At 58.0% G+C, this 13,719-nt stretch carries 17 protein-coding genes; 10 read left to right on the plus strand and 7 right to left on the minus strand.

Annotated features, from left to right (window positions below; genetic code table 11):
• Positions 1 to 28: 28 nt before the first annotated feature.
• Positions 29 to 922 carry a LysR family transcriptional regulator gene (locus ACMXYJ_RS00870; RefSeq protein ID WP_415758455.1) on the plus strand — a complete coding sequence of 298 codons (894 nt, stop codon included), beginning with the start codon at positions 29 to 31 and terminating at the stop codon, positions 920 to 922.
• Here ACMXYJ_RS00870 and ACMXYJ_RS00875 read toward each other — a convergent pair.
• Entirely contained in the window at positions 919 to 1,245 is a 327-nt protein-coding gene (locus ACMXYJ_RS00875; protein WP_046044844.1) for a DUF883 family protein, read from the minus strand. The two genes, ACMXYJ_RS00870 and ACMXYJ_RS00875, sit on opposite strands and share 4 nt — an antisense overlap.
• Before the next feature lie 155 nt (positions 1,246 to 1,400).
• Between ACMXYJ_RS00875 and ACMXYJ_RS00880 the strand changes: the two genes are divergently transcribed.
• Both ACMXYJ_RS00880 and ACMXYJ_RS00885 read left to right on the plus strand, forming a co-directional pair.
• Positions 1,401 to 1,616 carry a dodecin gene (locus tag ACMXYJ_RS00880; RefSeq protein ID WP_008027736.1) on the plus strand — a complete coding sequence of 72 codons (216 nt, stop codon included), beginning with the start codon at positions 1,401 to 1,403 and terminating at the stop codon, positions 1,614 to 1,616.
• Positions 1,617 to 1,739: 123 nt separating this feature from the next.
• On the plus strand, positions 1,740 to 1,964 hold the full coding sequence (locus ACMXYJ_RS00885; protein WP_095126739.1) for a DUF1161 domain-containing protein: 225 nt from the start codon (positions 1,740 to 1,742) through the stop codon (positions 1,962 to 1,964).
• A 64-nt stretch (positions 1,965 to 2,028) separates the two neighbouring features.
• On the opposite strand, the gene ACMXYJ_RS00890 is transcribed toward ACMXYJ_RS00885, so the two are convergent.
• Positions 2,029 to 3,030 carry an LLM class flavin-dependent oxidoreductase gene (locus ACMXYJ_RS00890; RefSeq protein WP_076029117.1) on the minus strand — a complete coding sequence of 334 codons (1,002 nt, stop codon included), beginning with the start codon at positions 3,028 to 3,030 and terminating at the stop codon, positions 2,029 to 2,031.
• 241 nt (positions 3,031 to 3,271) lie between these two features.
• Here ACMXYJ_RS00890 and ACMXYJ_RS00895 point away from each other — a divergent pair, with 241 nt between their 5' ends.
• Together ACMXYJ_RS00895 and ACMXYJ_RS00900 are read left to right on the plus strand one after the other, a co-directional pair.
• Positions 3,272 to 3,703, plus strand: a complete 432-nt coding sequence (locus ACMXYJ_RS00895) for an OsmC family protein (protein ID WP_008152515.1) — start codon at positions 3,272 to 3,274, stop codon at positions 3,701 to 3,703.
• A 156-nt stretch (positions 3,704 to 3,859) separates the two neighbouring features.
• Positions 3,860 to 4,093, plus strand: coding sequence for a DUF1161 domain-containing protein (locus ACMXYJ_RS00900; protein ID WP_415758456.1), 234 nt, complete (start codon positions 3,860 to 3,862; stop codon positions 4,091 to 4,093).
• 6 nt (positions 4,094 to 4,099) lie between these two features.
• Here ACMXYJ_RS00900 and ACMXYJ_RS00905 read toward each other — a convergent pair whose 3' ends face one another.
• The gene (locus ACMXYJ_RS00905; protein WP_415758457.1) at positions 4,100 to 4,522 is read right to left on the minus strand and encodes a hypothetical protein; all 423 of its coding nucleotides are present in this window, start codon (positions 4,520 to 4,522) and stop codon (positions 4,100 to 4,102) included.
• A gap of 40 nt (positions 4,523 to 4,562) precedes the next feature.
• Positions 4,563 to 4,985 carry a hypothetical protein gene (locus tag ACMXYJ_RS00910; protein WP_076029119.1) on the minus strand — a complete coding sequence of 141 codons (423 nt, stop codon included), beginning with the start codon at positions 4,983 to 4,985 and terminating at the stop codon, positions 4,563 to 4,565.
• A 59-nt stretch (positions 4,986 to 5,044) separates the two neighbouring features.
• On the opposite strand from ACMXYJ_RS00910, the gene ACMXYJ_RS00915 reads away from it, so the two are divergent.
• On the plus strand, positions 5,045 to 6,121 hold the full coding sequence (locus ACMXYJ_RS00915) for an aminopeptidase (protein WP_415758458.1): 1,077 nt from the start codon (positions 5,045 to 5,047) through the stop codon (positions 6,119 to 6,121).
• Positions 6,122 to 6,243: 122 nt separating this feature from the next.
• On the opposite strand, the gene ACMXYJ_RS00920 is transcribed toward ACMXYJ_RS00915, so the two are convergent.
• Together ACMXYJ_RS00920 and ACMXYJ_RS00925 are read right to left on the minus strand one after the other, a co-directional pair.
• Entirely contained in the window at positions 6,244 to 6,894 is a 651-nt protein-coding gene (locus ACMXYJ_RS00920; protein ID WP_415758459.1) for an HAD family hydrolase, read from the minus strand.
• Positions 6,895 to 6,920: 26 nt separating this feature from the next.
• On the minus strand, positions 6,921 to 7,466 hold the full coding sequence (locus tag ACMXYJ_RS00925) for a gamma carbonic anhydrase family protein (protein WP_415758460.1): 546 nt from the start codon (positions 7,464 to 7,466) through the stop codon (positions 6,921 to 6,923).
• A 62-nt stretch (positions 7,467 to 7,528) separates the two neighbouring features.
• Between ACMXYJ_RS00925 and prlC the strand changes: the two genes are divergently transcribed.
• From prlC to ACMXYJ_RS00940, 3 genes are all read left to right on the plus strand, one after another.
• The gene (gene prlC, locus ACMXYJ_RS00930; protein ID WP_415758461.1) at positions 7,529 to 9,607 is read left to right on the plus strand and encodes an oligopeptidase A; all 2,079 of its coding nucleotides are present in this window, start codon (positions 7,529 to 7,531) and stop codon (positions 9,605 to 9,607) included.
• Positions 9,604 to 9,891: a YheV family putative zinc ribbon protein gene (locus ACMXYJ_RS00935; RefSeq protein WP_008152496.1), complete on the plus strand. Its 288-nt coding sequence runs from the start codon at positions 9,604 to 9,606 to the stop codon at positions 9,889 to 9,891. Before prlC ends, ACMXYJ_RS00935 begins: the two co-directional genes overlap by 4 nt.
• A gap of 111 nt (positions 9,892 to 10,002) precedes the next feature.
• Entirely contained in the window at positions 10,003 to 12,024 is a 2,022-nt protein-coding gene (locus ACMXYJ_RS00940; protein WP_415758462.1) for a M3 family metallopeptidase, read from the plus strand.
• Between the two features lie 9 nt (positions 12,025 to 12,033).
• Here ACMXYJ_RS00940 and ACMXYJ_RS00945 read toward each other — a convergent pair whose 3' ends face one another.
• The gene (locus tag ACMXYJ_RS00945; RefSeq protein ID WP_415758463.1) at positions 12,034 to 12,678 is read right to left on the minus strand and encodes a phosphatase domain-containing protein; all 645 of its coding nucleotides are present in this window, start codon (positions 12,676 to 12,678) and stop codon (positions 12,034 to 12,036) included.
• 299 nt (positions 12,679 to 12,977) lie between these two features.
• Here ACMXYJ_RS00945 and ACMXYJ_RS00950 point away from each other — a divergent pair, with 299 nt between their 5' ends.
• Complete coding sequence (locus ACMXYJ_RS00950; RefSeq protein WP_415758464.1) at positions 12,978 to 13,718, plus strand: gluconate 2-dehydrogenase subunit 3 family protein; 741 nt, start codon at positions 12,978 to 12,980, stop codon at positions 13,716 to 13,718.
• Position 13,719 lies beyond the last annotated feature (1 nt).

Below are 13,719 nucleotides of genomic sequence, written 5' to 3' on the forward strand. Positions count from 1 at the left end.
CAACCTGTCAGGAAAACTCACAGATATCATGAGCCATGACCTTCCTCCTCTGAACGCCCTTCGGGCCTTCGAAGCGACTGCCCGCCTGAACAGCGTCAGCAAGGCGGCCGAACAGCTGCACGTCACCCATGGTGCGGTCAGCCGGCAACTCAAGGTGCTTGAAGAACACTTGGGCGTGAGCCTGTTCATCAAGGATGGTCGCGGCCTTAAACTCACAGATGCCGGCATTCGTTTGCGCGATGCCAGCGGCGAGGCGTTCGAGCGTTTACGAACTGTTTGTGCAGAACTGACCCAAAGCACCGCCGATGCACCGTTCGTACTGGGTTGCTCGGGCAGCTTGTTGGCACGCTGGTTTATTCCCAGGTTGGGACGATTGAATACCGACCTGCCGGACCTGCGCCTGCACCTGTCGGCTGGCGAGGGTGATCTCGATCCACGTCGCCCGGGGCTGGACGCCTTGCTGGTGTTTGCCGAGCCACCGTGGCCAGCGGACATGCAGGTCTATGAGTTGGCGAGCGAACGGATCGGCCCGGTCATGAGCCCGCGATTCGCGGGCTACGAACGACTGCAAAACGCACCGCCCGCAGCGCTGCTGAGCGAGCCATTACTGCACACCACCTCACGCCCTCAGGCCTGGCCAAGCTGGGCACAGCAAAGCGACCTCGACGCCAACACGTTGAAGTACGGGCAGGGTTTCGAGCATTTGTATTATTTGCTGGAAGCAGCAGTGGCCGGCCTGGGTGTGGCGATTGCGCCCGAGCCGCTGGTCGCTGAGGACTTGAAGGCCGGGCGCCTGGTTGCACCATGGGGCTTCAGTGAAACCCCGGCGCAACTGGCGTTGTGGCTACCCAAGCGCGCCGCGGATGGGCGCGCTAGGCAACTGGCGCAGTGGCTCAAAAACGAGCTGCGCCAGACGGATTAGTCACCGCGCTTGAACAGCAGATAAGCCGCGAGCAGACCCAAGGCACCGACAGCCACACCCGCTGTCGTCCAAGGGTGTTCCTGGGCGTAATCCCGCGTGGCAATCCCGGTTTCACGGGTTTTGACTTTGACGTCTTCGTACGCATCGCTGAGCAGATGGCGCGAATGCTTCAACGCGTTCTCGGCGTTGCTTTTCAAGACTTTAAGGGTTTTACGCGACTCGTCCGAGGCGTCGTCCTTCAGGTTTTCCAAAGACTTCAGCAGACTCTCGATTTCGGCTTCCATGCTTTGCAATGAGGCTTTACGTAAAGAGGTGTTGGCCATGGTGGCTCTCCTTCATTGATTGAGTTGCGTGTGTTGGTTGGGACTTCAGGGGTTCGAGAAAGTGCAGTAAATCTGAACTTCCACTTCGGATTGGCCGACAGAAGTAATACGAAAAATCACTGCTAGGCTGTATTTCACACCCTGAGGAGAACGCCATGACTGATCATCACACCTACAAGAAAGTCGAACTCGTCGGCTCGTCCACCAGCAGCATTGAAGACGCCATCAACAACGCACTGGCCGAGGCCAGCAAAAGCCTAAAATATATGGAATGGTTTGAAGTGACCGAAACCCGCGGGCACATCAAGGACGGTAAGGCTGCGCACTTTCAGGTGACGCTCAAAGTCGGGTTCCGGATTGCCAGTAGCTGAGTTTGAGCTAATCTTCTGAGCCTGCGCGCTGGCCGAGCGCCATAGGGAATGGCAAAGCGCTACATATTTACATCCGGCTGATTGCTGGGTGACCCTATTGACCCGACCAGGGAATGCGACCCGATGAAGAATTTTATTTTAGCAGTAGGTTTGTTGATTTTTGCGGGAACAGCCCTGGCCCAGGGCAAGTCGTGCGAAGAGCTAAAAGCTGAAATCGCCGCGAAACTGGATGCCAAGGGCATTGCTAATTATTCACTGGAAATCGTCGATAAAGGCGCTGCCGCTGACGGCAAAGTCGTCGGCACTTGTGAAAAAGGTTCCAAGCAAATCGTCTACAAGCAGGGCTGACCTCCCTCGAAAATGAAAAAGCCGACGCAATGACGTCGGCTTTTTTGCGCTCGCGATTTGGGCGTCAGCCCTTCATGACCTGGGCCAGCAGTTCATAGGAGTGCACGCGATCGGCATGTTCGTACAGGTCGCAGGTAAAAATCAGCTCGTCCGCCTGGGTCTGCTCGATCAGCACTTCCAGTTTGGCGCGGATTTTCTGCGGACTGCCCACCATCGCCAGGCCAAGGAAATCGCCGACGGCTTCTTTTTCATGAGGCAGCCACAGACCGTCCATGGTTTTTACCGGAGGACGTTGCACCAGGCTCTGGCCACGCATCAACGCCAGGATGCGCTGATAGACCGAGGTCGCCAGATAATCGGCCTGCTCGTCGGTGTCGGCAGCCACCAAGGGCACACCGAGCATCACGTAAGGCTTATCCAATACCGCTGAAGGCTTGAAGTGATTGCGGTAGACGCGAATGGCCTCATGCATGAAGCGCGGTGCGAAATGTGAAGCGAAGGCATAGGGCAAACCGCGTTCACCGGCCAGTTGTGCACTGAACAGGCTGGAGCCCAGCAGCCAGACCGGGACATTAGTGCCAGTGCCTGGCATTGCGATGATCCGCTGGTCCGGGGTGCGCGGTCCGAGGTAACGCATCAGCTCCGCCACGTCCTCCGGAAACTCGTCGGCGCTGCCGGAGCGTTCACGACGTAAGGCGCGGGCGGTCATCTGGTCGGAACCGGGTGCACGGCCCAGGCCCAGGTCGATCCGGCCCGGGTACAGACTTTCGAGCGTGCCGAACTGCTCGGCGATCACCAGTGGCGCGTGGTTTGGCAGCATCACCCCGCCCGAGCCAACACGAATGGTCGAGGTGCCGCCAGCCAGGTAGCCAAGCAGTACCGAAGTCGCCGAACTCGCAATGCCATCCATGTTGTGGTGTTCGGCAACCCAGAAACGGTTGTAGCCGAATTTTTCGACGTGCTGAGCCAGGTCCAGGGAATTGCGCAGCGACTGGGCCGCGCTGCCGTTCTCCCGCACGGGCACCAGATCGAGGGTCGAGAACTTGATATCGGACAGTCGTTTCATAAGCCTGCTTCTCCAATTGAGGGCGCAGGTTTTTTCTTACAAACGAAAACCTGCCGAATCTATAAGCGTGATTCATGCAATGAGGGCATATACCCGAGTTTCAATGGCAGAGCCAAAATTCCTACGAAATAAGAGGACCGATCAGATCAGGTGAACTTTGCACCACGGTCTATCCTCAGAACCCTAGCAACCGAAAACCACAAAGGCGCGACGCTTCGCGCTGGATCTTGAGGAGGCAGACATGGCTATTACGAAGAAAGCATCGGCTCACTGGGAAGGTGACCTGAAAACCGGCATCGGCTCGATTTCCACGGAAACCGGTGTCCTCAGAGAAGCGCCCTACGGCTTCAAGGCCCGTTTCGAAGGCGGCAAGGGCACCAATCCGGAAGAGCTGATCGGCGCAGCGCACGCGGGCTGCTTCTCCATGGCGTTTTCGATGATTCTCGGCGATGCCGGTCTCAAGGCTGACAGCATCGATACCAATGCCGAAGTCACCCTGGACCAGGTGGACGGCGGTTTTGCGATCACGGCAGTGAAATTGATCCTCAAAGCGAAGATTCCTGGGGCGACTCAGGCTCAGTTTGAGGAATTGAGCAATAAAGCCAAAGAAGGCTGCCCGGTTTCCAAAGTGCTGAATGCGAAAATCAGTCTGGATGCAACATTGGTCAGCTGATAGGAGTTGTCGCGATCCCCGATAAAAGATCGCAGCCTCGGCGGGCTGCGTTCTTTTTTTGCCCTGGAACAAAACCTGGCTGGCGAGATTGTGGTCGAATAAATGACAGCAGCTAAAGCGCATTACCGTGCGCGCTGCCTCAAAGGAGCTTCAACCATGAAACGTTTTGCCTTGGCGATTATCTGTTGCGCGCTGGCCACACCGGCCCTGGCGGCAACGAAATCCTGTGAAGAACTCAAGGCCGAGATTGAAGCCAAGATCCAGGCCAATAACGTCTCGTCCTACACGCTGGAAATCGTCACCAACGACGAAGTGCACGATCAGAATATGGTCGTTGGTACGTGCGACGGCGGCACGAAGAAAATCATCTACCAGAAGAACGACCGCTGATTCACCTCACGGGACGCAATGAGACTCCCGATCTTCAGCGACAATCTCCCGCTTGGCGTTGTACAACCGGGCGCCAGGGGTGAACGCTATCGAACGGCCTTCCAGTACATAACGCTGGCCGGCTTCGAAATGGTCGTAGTTGATGGTCAGGTAGCACAACCGATCCGTGGGCTCACTCATCATGCCCATGCCTCCACCACCGGGTACTTCAAAATCGAATCGAACAATCAGCTCATGGCTGCCGGGGGTGACCTGGAAAAAACGCCCGTCGCGCAATCGCTGATTGTCCAGGCGTTCGGCCATCAGCAATTTATCGTTGGGGAATGGCGTAGAAAACTCGACCCAGGCCATCTGCGGATTAACCGCTGGCAACGGGCTCTGACAGCCAGCAACGATGCTTGCAGCAAGAAACAGCGTTAACCTGCGCATGATGATTTTCTCAAGGACTAGTCCTTTAGAATAACGCCGATCAGGTGCGTTGGCAGCCTGCCGGTACACCCTGGCCAATCACTTTTCGCTGTTGATCGTAGAGCTTTGCCCACGGCCGAAAGCCGATATTTCCTGCTTTCAGCTGATACCGCTCGCCAGCATTGAAGTCGTTGAATTTCACGTTTAGCTGGCAGTCACGCCATAGCGGCTCGGCATCTGGTCCGATGTTGGTGGGTGCGACCGGAAACTGGTAACGGACCGTCAACTCATGGCTACCCGGCTGAACCTCGAAATAGCGCTTGTCGGTGGCGGCCTTGTCATCGACTTCCAGCGCTTGCAGCGCGGTGTCTTCCTGCTTCGAATCCAGGTCGATCCACGCTTGAGCCGGATCATGGGGGGGTAATCCGAATCCAGCACAACCTGCCAGCATCAACAGGCTTCCTGTCAGCATCAACGTGCGCATAGCGGAGCTCCAGTCAGGCGGGATAGTCTTGCGGGCAGACTCTCCAGGGATGATTCATTTTGATCAGGCCGCTTCCAAGCCTTGGGTTACTTGATCGCGTTTTACGCATTTTGTTTCCGGGTGTGTTGTTTTTGTTTCTCAACGGTTGCGCCGGCGTCAGCTATTACGGCCAATTGGCCAGTGGTCAGCTGCAATTGCTGCGGGCACGCGAGCCGGTTTCCACAGTGATTGCCGATCCCGGGCGCGATCCGCTATTGCGTGCGCACCTGACTCAATCGCAAAAGGCCCGCACGTTCGCCAGCCAGAAGCTGCAGCTGCCGGATAACCAGAGTTACCGTTTGTACGCCGACATTGGCCGGCCGTTCGTAGTCTGGAACGTGTTTGCCACGCCGGAATTTTCCCTGACACCCCAGAACCATTGCTTCCCGATCGCCGGTTGCGTCGCCTATCGCGGTTACTACAGCCAGAGCGCGGCCCGCGGTGAAGCTGCGTTGCAACGATTGCAAGGTATGGACGTGTCGATCGGTGGCGTCGAGGCTTATTCGACGCTCGGCTGGTTCAACGATCCGATTATCAGTTCGATGATGGCCTGGGGTGACGAACGACTGGCCACGCTGATCTTCCATGAACTGGCGCATCAACGTTTTTATGTGAAGGACGACACCGAGTTCAATGAGTCTTTCGCCACCTTCGTCGAACAGGAAGGCACCCGCCAATGGCGTGCATTCCGCGGCCTGGCGCCAGACAACGGCGCGCCGATGCAGCAACGGGACCAGTTCATTCAATTGGTTCTGGATACCCGCACGCGACTCGAACGGCTGTACACCCTGCCCCTGCCCGCCGACCAGATGCGCCAGCGCAAAGCCGACGAGTTCGAACGATTGCGGGGTGAATACCTACAGCTGCGCGACAGCCAATGGGCTGGGGACAAACGCTATGACGCGTGGATCAATGCGCCGATGAACAATGCCCGGCTGTTGCCATTTGGGCTGTACGACCAATGGGTGCCGGCGTTTGCGGCGTTGTTCAGGCAGGTGGGCGGGGATTGGGTGAAGTTTTATGCGGCAGTCGAGCAGCTCGGCGCGTTGCCGGTAGGTGAGCGCAAGGTGGCGTTGAAGGCTTTGGCGGGATCATAAAGTTCAGTGGCTGAACGGGCCCCATCGCGGGCAAGCCCGCTCCCACAGGATCCGTGTCGTATACGAAAAATGTGTACGACACCGCTCCTGTGGGAGCGAGCTTGCTCGCGATGGCGGTTCAATTAACGCTGCAAAAACGCCTGATGCATTTCATCCAGCGTTTCAAAGTGATAAGCCGGAGCCTCTGCACTCAACTCTTCCCGACTGCCAAAACCGTAACCCACTGCCGCCGCATCCAGCCCGTTACTGCGCGCACCGATCAGATCGTGCTTACGGTCGCCAATCATCAGGGTGTTGGCCGGGTCCAGGCCTTCTTCGGCCATCAAGTGGGCGATCAGCTCGACTTTGTTGGTCCGGGTTCCATCCAGTTCGCTGCCATAGATCACTTTGAAGTGCTTGGCGAAGTCGAAGTGCCGGGCAATTTCCCGGGCGAAAATCCACGGTTTTGACGTCGCGATGTACAGCTGTCGCCCTTGCCCGCCGAGGGTTTCCAGCAATGGTGTGACGCCGTCGAATACGCGGTTCTCATACAGACCGGTGACCTTGAAGCGTTCGCGATAGAAATTGACCGCTTCCCAGGCCTTGGGCTCGTCGAAGTCGTAGAACTGCATGAACGCCTGCAACAACGGCGGGCCGATAAAGTGTTCAAGTTTGGTCAGGTCGGGTTCATCGATGCCCAGTTTGCTCAAGGCGAACTGGATCGAACGGGTGATGCCCTCGCGTGGATCGGTCAGGGTGCCATCGAGGTCGAACAATACGGTTTGGTAATGCATGTTGAATCCTGAATAAGGGCGCAGGGTCAGAGCTGGTCGTAGCCTTCGGCCAGATGCAAATTCTTGAGCTTCACGTAGTTCGCCGCGCTGTAGGTGAAAAAGGCTTTTTCCTTGTCAGTCAGTGGCCGGACCTGTTTCACCGGGCTGCCCACATAAAGGAAGCCGCTTTCCAGGCGTTTGCCCGGGGGCACCAGGCTGCCAGCGCCAATGATCACATCGTCCTCGACCACCGCACCGTCCATGACGATGCTGCCCATGCCGATCAGAATCCGATTGCCCACGGTGCAGCCGTGGAGCATGACTTTATGCGCGATGGTCACATCGTCGCCAATCAGCAACGGAAAGCCATCGGGATTGAACGGCCCGGCATGGGTGATGTGCAGCACACAGCCGTCCTGCACGCTGGTGCGCGCGCCAATACGGATGCGGTGCATGTCGCCACGAATCACCGTCAGCGGCCAGACCGAGCTGTCTTCGCCGATTTCGACGTCGCCGATCACCACCGCCGAACCGTCGACAAAGGCGCCTTTGCCCAGTAGCGGCGTGTGGTTCTGATACTTGCGAAGGGTCACGATAGGCTCTCTCTCTTTTGCTGATAGCTGCGGTGAGCGTCGATTGTAATTAAGATGGCGCAATGTTTCTTCCAGCCAAGGTGCCAAACGTGAGCGTGAACAACCCTCTTTTGCAGTCCTACGACCTGCCGCCGTTCTCGGCGATCCGGGCCGAACACGTGCAACCGGCCATCGAACAGATCCTGGCTGACAACCGCGCCGCCATTATCGAGATCCTCAAAACCCAGGGCAAACAACCGACCTGGGCCGGCCTGGTGCTGGCGATGGACGAGCTGAATGATCGACTGGGCGCCGCCTGGAGCCCGGTCAGCCACCTGAATGCCGTGTGCAACAGCGCCGAATTGCGCGAAGCCTACGAATCCTGCCTGCCAGCCTTGAGCGCCTATTCCACCGAATTGGGCCAGAACCGCGAGTTGTTCGAGGCGTTCGAAGCACTGGCTAACAGCCCCGACGCTGCCGGTTTCGAGGTGGCGCAGAAAACTATCCTGGAACACTCCCTGCGTGACTTCCGTCTGTCGGGTATCGACCTGCCGGAAGCCGAACAAAAGCGTTACGCCGAAGTGCAGAGCAAATTATCGGAGCTGGGCAGCCGCTTCTCCAACCAACTGCTCGACGCCACTCAGGCCTGGACCAAACACGTCACTGACGAAGCTACCCTCGCCGGCCTGACCGATTCGGCCAAGGCGCAAATGGCTGCGGCGGCACAGGCTAAAGGTCTGGAAGGCTTCCTGATCACGCTGGAATTCCCGAGCTACTACGCGGTGATGACCTACGCCCACGACCGCGCCCTGCGCGAAGAAGTCTACGCCGCGTACTGCACCCGTGCGTCGGACCAAGGACCGAATGCCGGTCAGAACGATAACGGTCCGGTCATGGAAGAAATCCTCGACCTGCGTCAGGAGCTTGCAAAACTCTTGGGCTTCGCCAGCTTCTCGGAGCTGAGCCTGGCCACCAAAATGGCCGAATCGAGCGATCAGGTACTGAGTTTCCTGCGCGATCTGGCCAAGCGCAGCAAGCCATTCGCCGCCCAGGATCTGGAACAGCTCAAGGCGTACGCCGCCGAACAAGGCTGCCCGGACCTGCAAAGCTGGGACAGCGGTTTCTACGGTGAAAAGCTTCGTGAGCAGCGCTACAGCGTTGCCCAGGAAACCCTTCGCGCTTACTTCCCGATCGACAAAGTGCTGGGCGGCCTGTTCGCTATCGTTCAGCGCCTGTACGGCATCGAAATCGCCGAGCAGAAAGGCTTCGACACCTGGCACCCGGATGTTCGCCTGTTCGAAATCAAGGAAAACGGCCAGCACGTCGGCCGCTTCTTCTTCGACCTCTACGCCCGCGCCAACAAGCGTGGCGGTGCCTGGATGGACGGCGCCCGTGACCGTCGCCGCACGATCAGCGGCGTATTGCAGAGCCCCGTGGCAAACCTGGTGTGCAACTTCACCCCGGCCGACAGCGGCAAACCTGCCCTGCTGACCCACGATGAAGTGACCACCCTGTTCCACGAATTCGGTCACGGCCTGCATCACCTGTTGACCCGCGTTGAACACGCCGGCGTATCCGGCATCAACGGCGTGGCCTGGGATGCGGTCGAGCTGCCAAGCCAGTTCATGGAGAACTGGTGCTGGGAGCCGGAAGGTCTGGCGCTGATTTCCGGTCACTACGAAACCGGCGAACCGCTGCCTCAGGACCTGCTGGAGAAAATGCTCGCGGCGAAGAACTTCCAGTCCGGTCTGATGATGGTCCGTCAGCTGGAGTTCTCGCTGTTCGACTTCGACCTGCATGCCACCCACGGCGACGGCCGTAGCGTGGCGCAGGTACTTGAAGGTGTGCGCGACGAGGTGTCGGTCATGCGTCCACCCGCCTACAACCGTTTCCCGAACAGCTTCGCCCACATCTTCGCCGGCGGTTATGCGGCGGGCTACTACAGCTACAAGTGGGCTGAAGTGTTGTCGGCAGATGCCTTCTCGAAATTCGAAGAAGAAGGTGTGCTCAACGCCGAGACCGGTCGTGCGTTCCGCGAAGCGATCCTGGCGCGTGGTGGCTCCCAGGAGCCGATGGTGCTGTTCGTCGACTTCCGCGGACGCCCGCCGTCGATTGACGCACTCTTGCGCCATAGCGGCCTGAGTGAGGTCGCGGCAGCATGAGCGAGGGTCCTGTGATCACGAAAAAGCGCTTTATCGCCGGGGCGGTCTGCCCGGCCTGCAGCGAGCCGGACAAGTTGATGATGTGGAACGAAGACGAAGTCCCGCACCGCGAGTGCGTGGCCTGCGGTTATTCCGACACGTTGAATGAACAAGGCCTGTCCGTGCCCAAGGAATTGGGCACGCGGGTCAACACCTCGGCGCTGAAAGTGCCGGACGCCAAGGTTCAGGCCGTGCAGTTTTTCCCAAACCCGAAGCTGAAGAAAAAGCCTGACGAGCAACACTGATTCACTACCACCTCCACACCGGGCTGTGTGGAGGTGGTAACTATCTACCACCTTTCCCCTGCGCTTCCTTTATAGGCTGACCGAATTCAGCCTCTACTCAAGGAAGACGCCATGCCCGATACCAATCCGCTTTTGCAGGCCTGGGACCTGCCGCCCTGGTCGGAGGTCCGCACCGACCACCTCGTGCCGGCAATCACAGCCATCATTGCCGAAACCATCATCAGCCAATCCGTATTTCCCAATTGGGATGACCTGGTTCTGGCCATCGATGAAATCGATGCGCGCCTGGACGAGGCTTTGGGGATCATCCAGATCCTGTCGATGGCCAAACACAACGATACCGCCTGGAGCACGGCAACTGCCGCATGCAGCGACGCTGTGGTGCAGTACCGATCCGAAAGAATGAACAATCGTCCGTTGTTTGATGCATACCAGCGGTTGGCGAACAGTTCGATCGCCCTCAACTTCGATGAACCGCGCAAGGCCGTGCTGGCCAAGACTCTGCGCAAGTTTCAATTGTCGGGAATCGACTTGCCCCTGACGCAACGGGAAAAGCTGGCCCGGTTGAACCTCGACATCGATCGGCTCGAAGAGCTGTTTCTCATCCACCTGAAAAGCGCCAACGCTGCATGGACGAAACACGTCGATGACATTGCGGTACTGGAAGGTTTATACCCCACCGTAAAAGATCGTCTGAGACACCTGGCCAAAGAGGCAGGGCATGAAGGCTGGCTGATTCCCCTGGATGAAAACACCTACCAGCAAATCATGAGGTATGCCGAAAATCGGGCATTGCGAGAGGAGTATTTCGTGGCGTACTTCACGCGCGCGTCCGATCAAGGCCCGCATGCCGACGAGTTCGATAATGATCCTGTACTGACGTTGCTGCTTTCGCTGCGCCACCAGAAAGCCGAACTGCTAGGTTTCGATAATTTCGCGCAACTGCGTCTGGCCACCGCCGCGGCCGAGTCCACCGATCAAGTTCATAGTTTCCTGCGTCGGCAAGTGACGTTGAACGCACCGCCCCTGGCACGGGATTCAAAAGAGCTACAAGCGTTTGCGCTCGAACGGGGCATCTCTGAAATACACGCCTGGGACCACGAATTTCTCGCGGAACAGCTGCGCCACTATCGTTTCCCTGAAGCCCTGAAGAATCTGCGCGACTATTTTCCCCTGGACGGCACCTTGCGACGACTCTGCCTGTTCTGCGAACGCCTGTTCGGGATCCGGATCCTCGAGCAGGCTGAATTCAGTCGCTGGCATAAGGACGTGCGCCTGTTTGAGATCAGCGAGCATGGTCAGACCATCGGGCATATTTATCTTGACCCGTTCCACCGCAAAGAAGCTCCGGATTACGCCTGGACCGGTACGCTGCGAAACCGACGAATAAACGCCGAAGGCCGCGTAGCGCTACCGATTGCCGATCTTCACTGCAACTTCACGCCCGGGGTCGACGGCCATCCGTGCCTGCTTGAGCACAAGGATCTGCGGGTGCTTTTTCATGAGTTCGGTCATTGTCTGCAACACGTGCTCACGAGCTCGCCGCATCACAACCTTTCCGGCATTTCCCAACTGGGGCGCGATAGCGCGGAATTCGCAGGGCAGGTATTCGAGCAGTGGTGCCTGTCACGGGAGTTTCTGTTATGGCTGGGTGCCCACCATCAAAGCGGTGAACGCTTGACCGAGGCGCGGGTAGACGCGGCACTGGCAGCCCTCGAAACCCAGACCAGCCGACAAGCCGCACTCCTGCTGACGGGTGCAATGTTCGATTTCGAATTGCACCGCAGCCAAGGCGATGGTCGTAGCGTTCAGCAGGTTTTTGAAGACGTTCAGCGGGAGGCTCCCCACTTGCAATTGCCGTCTTACTGCCGATTCGCAAGCAGCTTTGACTACATGGTGACCGGTTACGCCGCCTCCGTTTACGCCTACACGTGGTCAGGCGTACTGGCCATCGAAGCCTTCAAGCGATTCCGTCAGGATTGGGTCTTCAATGTGCAAACAGGGCGAGCCTTTCGCGAGGCGTTTTTTTCTCCGGGCGATTCGCGCTCCTTGGTGACCGCTCTGGAAGCATTTCTTGAATGGCCGATCGCCGACGATCTTTTCGCGCTTTCGTCAGAGGCCGTTGCCCGCTGAAGCAACGGTTTACTCGACATGGGCCGATTTGAACCAGCTCTTCATCGAACAACTGGCGAACGGGCTCGTGCTGCAATCGCCGTTGGCCAACGCGGTGCGGAGCTTGTCGACATCGGCCTGCATCATGTAGCGGATGCCGTCCTTGAAATGAGTGCTGTCACCAAAGCCGCCCTGGGTCATTTCGTTCAGGGCGTCTTCCTTGCTCCAGCCCTGCACTACGACCCGGTACATGGCCGCCATCAGACCCGTGCGGTCCGAGCCATGTTTACAGTGCATCAGCACCGGTCCCATGGCTTCGGCAGTCTGGATCGTACGAAGGGCTTTGAGTACATCCGCGTCATCCACATGGTTGGTGCGATAGGGCAGCTGTACTTGTGCGATCCCTGGTGTCGACAACCAGCTGGAGTCCGACTCGGGCAGGAACGTGATAACGGTCCCGACCTTGAGTTTTTCCAGTAACGGCACGGCGCCTCTGTCGGGCAATGCACTGCGATAGAGCGTCGGGGACATTTTGAACAGGTTGTATTGCACCTCGACCGATTGAGCCCACTCCGCAGGTCGAGGCAACGCACTGTCGTCGGCAAGGGCCAGCGTCAGGTTCAAAAGTGCGGCCAGCGACAGGCAAATCGCCGGGATACAACGCGGTAGAGACATGCTTGGAGTGACCGTTCAGGAAGAATCGGGAAGATGACGCCCAGCTTCAACCTCGAGCAGTCAAAGGCCTGTGACCCCGCTGTCAAAGAATCGTGAATCGGCCGACCGCCTTCGTCACAAAATCGAGGTTTTTTAGCTGAATCGGTTCATCTTTATGCTTAGCCTGCTACCATTTGTTTCTCCATATTACCGATGCGTCCTATTGCTCCCCGCTTGCTGGCGATCTTCATCGGTGCCAAAACGAAAAGTCGTCCTGCGAGACGGCTGAAAAACCGCTATGCCTGATGAGGTGCCCCCCTATGTCCGATCAAGATCGAGACAACCCGCGGCGTGAGTTTTTGCGCAAATCCCTGACCTTGATCCCGGTGGTCACCGTTGCCAGCACCGGTCTGGGCAGCACGGTCCTGATGGCCGCGCCCGAAGCCCCCCCGGCCAGTTCCGGCAAAGCGCCAGTCAGCACCAGCTCCTATGAACCCAGCTACTTCACCGCCGAAGAATGGACGTTCATCCAGGCGGCTGTCGCCCAGCTGATTCCGAGCGATGCCCAAGGGCCAGGCGCCCTGGAAGCTGGTGTACCCGAATACATCGACCGCCAGATGAACACGCCTTACGCGGCCGGCGCGCTGTGGTTCATGCAGGGACCGTTCAACGCAGACGCTGCGCCGGAAATGGGCTGGCAGAGCAAACTGGTGCCCAAAGAGATTTATCGCCTGGGCATCGCTGCCACGGATGCTTGGTCGAAAACGTTCAACGGTAAAGTATTTGCTGAGCAAGACAGCGCTACCCGAGACGATTTACTCAAACAACTCGAGGTCGGAAAACCTCAGTTCGACAGTGTTCCAGCGAAGATTTTCTTCAACCTGCTGCTGCAAAACACTAAAGAAGGGTTCTTCTGCGACCCGATTCACGGCGGCAATAAAGGCATGGTCGGCTGGACCATGATCGGCTTTCCCGGCGCCCGCGCCGATTTCATGGATTGGGTGGAACGCAACGAGCAATACCCCTTCCCGGCAGTTTCGATTCGCGGCGAGAGGGCGTAAG

The sequence above is a fragment of the Pseudomonas arabinosi genome, assembly GCF_047758675.1.
Taxonomy (GTDB): Bacteria; Pseudomonadota; Gammaproteobacteria; order Pseudomonadales; family Pseudomonadaceae; genus Aquipseudomonas; species Aquipseudomonas arabinosi.

Coding starts and splice junctions, on each gene's coding strand:
- ACMXYJ_RS00870 (WP_415758455.1), top strand. CDS start 29: ATGAGCCATGACCTTCCTCCTCTGAACGCCCTTCGGGCCTTCGAAGCG.
- ACMXYJ_RS00875 (WP_046044844.1), bottom strand. CDS start 1,245: ATGGCCAACACCTCTTTACGTAAAGCCTCATTGCAAAGCATGGAAGCC.
- ACMXYJ_RS00880 (WP_008027736.1), top strand. CDS start 1,401: ATGACTGATCATCACACCTACAAGAAAGTCGAACTCGTCGGCTCGTCC.
- ACMXYJ_RS00885 (WP_095126739.1), top strand. CDS start 1,740: ATGAAGAATTTTATTTTAGCAGTAGGTTTGTTGATTTTTGCGGGAACA.
- ACMXYJ_RS00890 (WP_076029117.1), bottom strand. CDS start 3,030: ATGAAACGACTGTCCGATATCAAGTTCTCGACCCTCGATCTGGTGCCC.
- ACMXYJ_RS00895 (WP_008152515.1), top strand. CDS start 3,272: ATGGCTATTACGAAGAAAGCATCGGCTCACTGGGAAGGTGACCTGAAA.
- ACMXYJ_RS00900 (WP_415758456.1), top strand. CDS start 3,860: ATGAAACGTTTTGCCTTGGCGATTATCTGTTGCGCGCTGGCCACACCG.
- ACMXYJ_RS00905 (WP_415758457.1), bottom strand. CDS start 4,522: ATGCGCAGGTTAACGCTGTTTCTTGCTGCAAGCATCGTTGCTGGCTGT.
- ACMXYJ_RS00910 (WP_076029119.1), bottom strand. CDS start 4,985: ATGCGCACGTTGATGCTGACAGGAAGCCTGTTGATGCTGGCAGGTTGT.
- ACMXYJ_RS00920 (WP_415758459.1), bottom strand. CDS start 6,894: ATGCATTACCAAACCGTATTGTTCGACCTCGATGGCACCCTGACCGAT.
- prlC (WP_415758461.1), top strand. CDS start 7,529: ATGTTTCTTCCAGCCAAGGTGCCAAACGTGAGCGTGAACAACCCTCTT.
- ACMXYJ_RS00935 (WP_008152496.1), top strand. CDS start 9,604: ATGAGCGAGGGTCCTGTGATCACGAAAAAGCGCTTTATCGCCGGGGCG.
- ACMXYJ_RS00940 (WP_415758462.1), top strand. CDS start 10,003: ATGCCCGATACCAATCCGCTTTTGCAGGCCTGGGACCTGCCGCCCTGG.
- ACMXYJ_RS00945 (WP_415758463.1), bottom strand. CDS start 12,678: ATGTCTCTACCGCGTTGTATCCCGGCGATTTGCCTGTCGCTGGCCGCA.
- ACMXYJ_RS00950 (WP_415758464.1), top strand. CDS start 12,978: ATGTCCGATCAAGATCGAGACAACCCGCGGCGTGAGTTTTTGCGCAAA.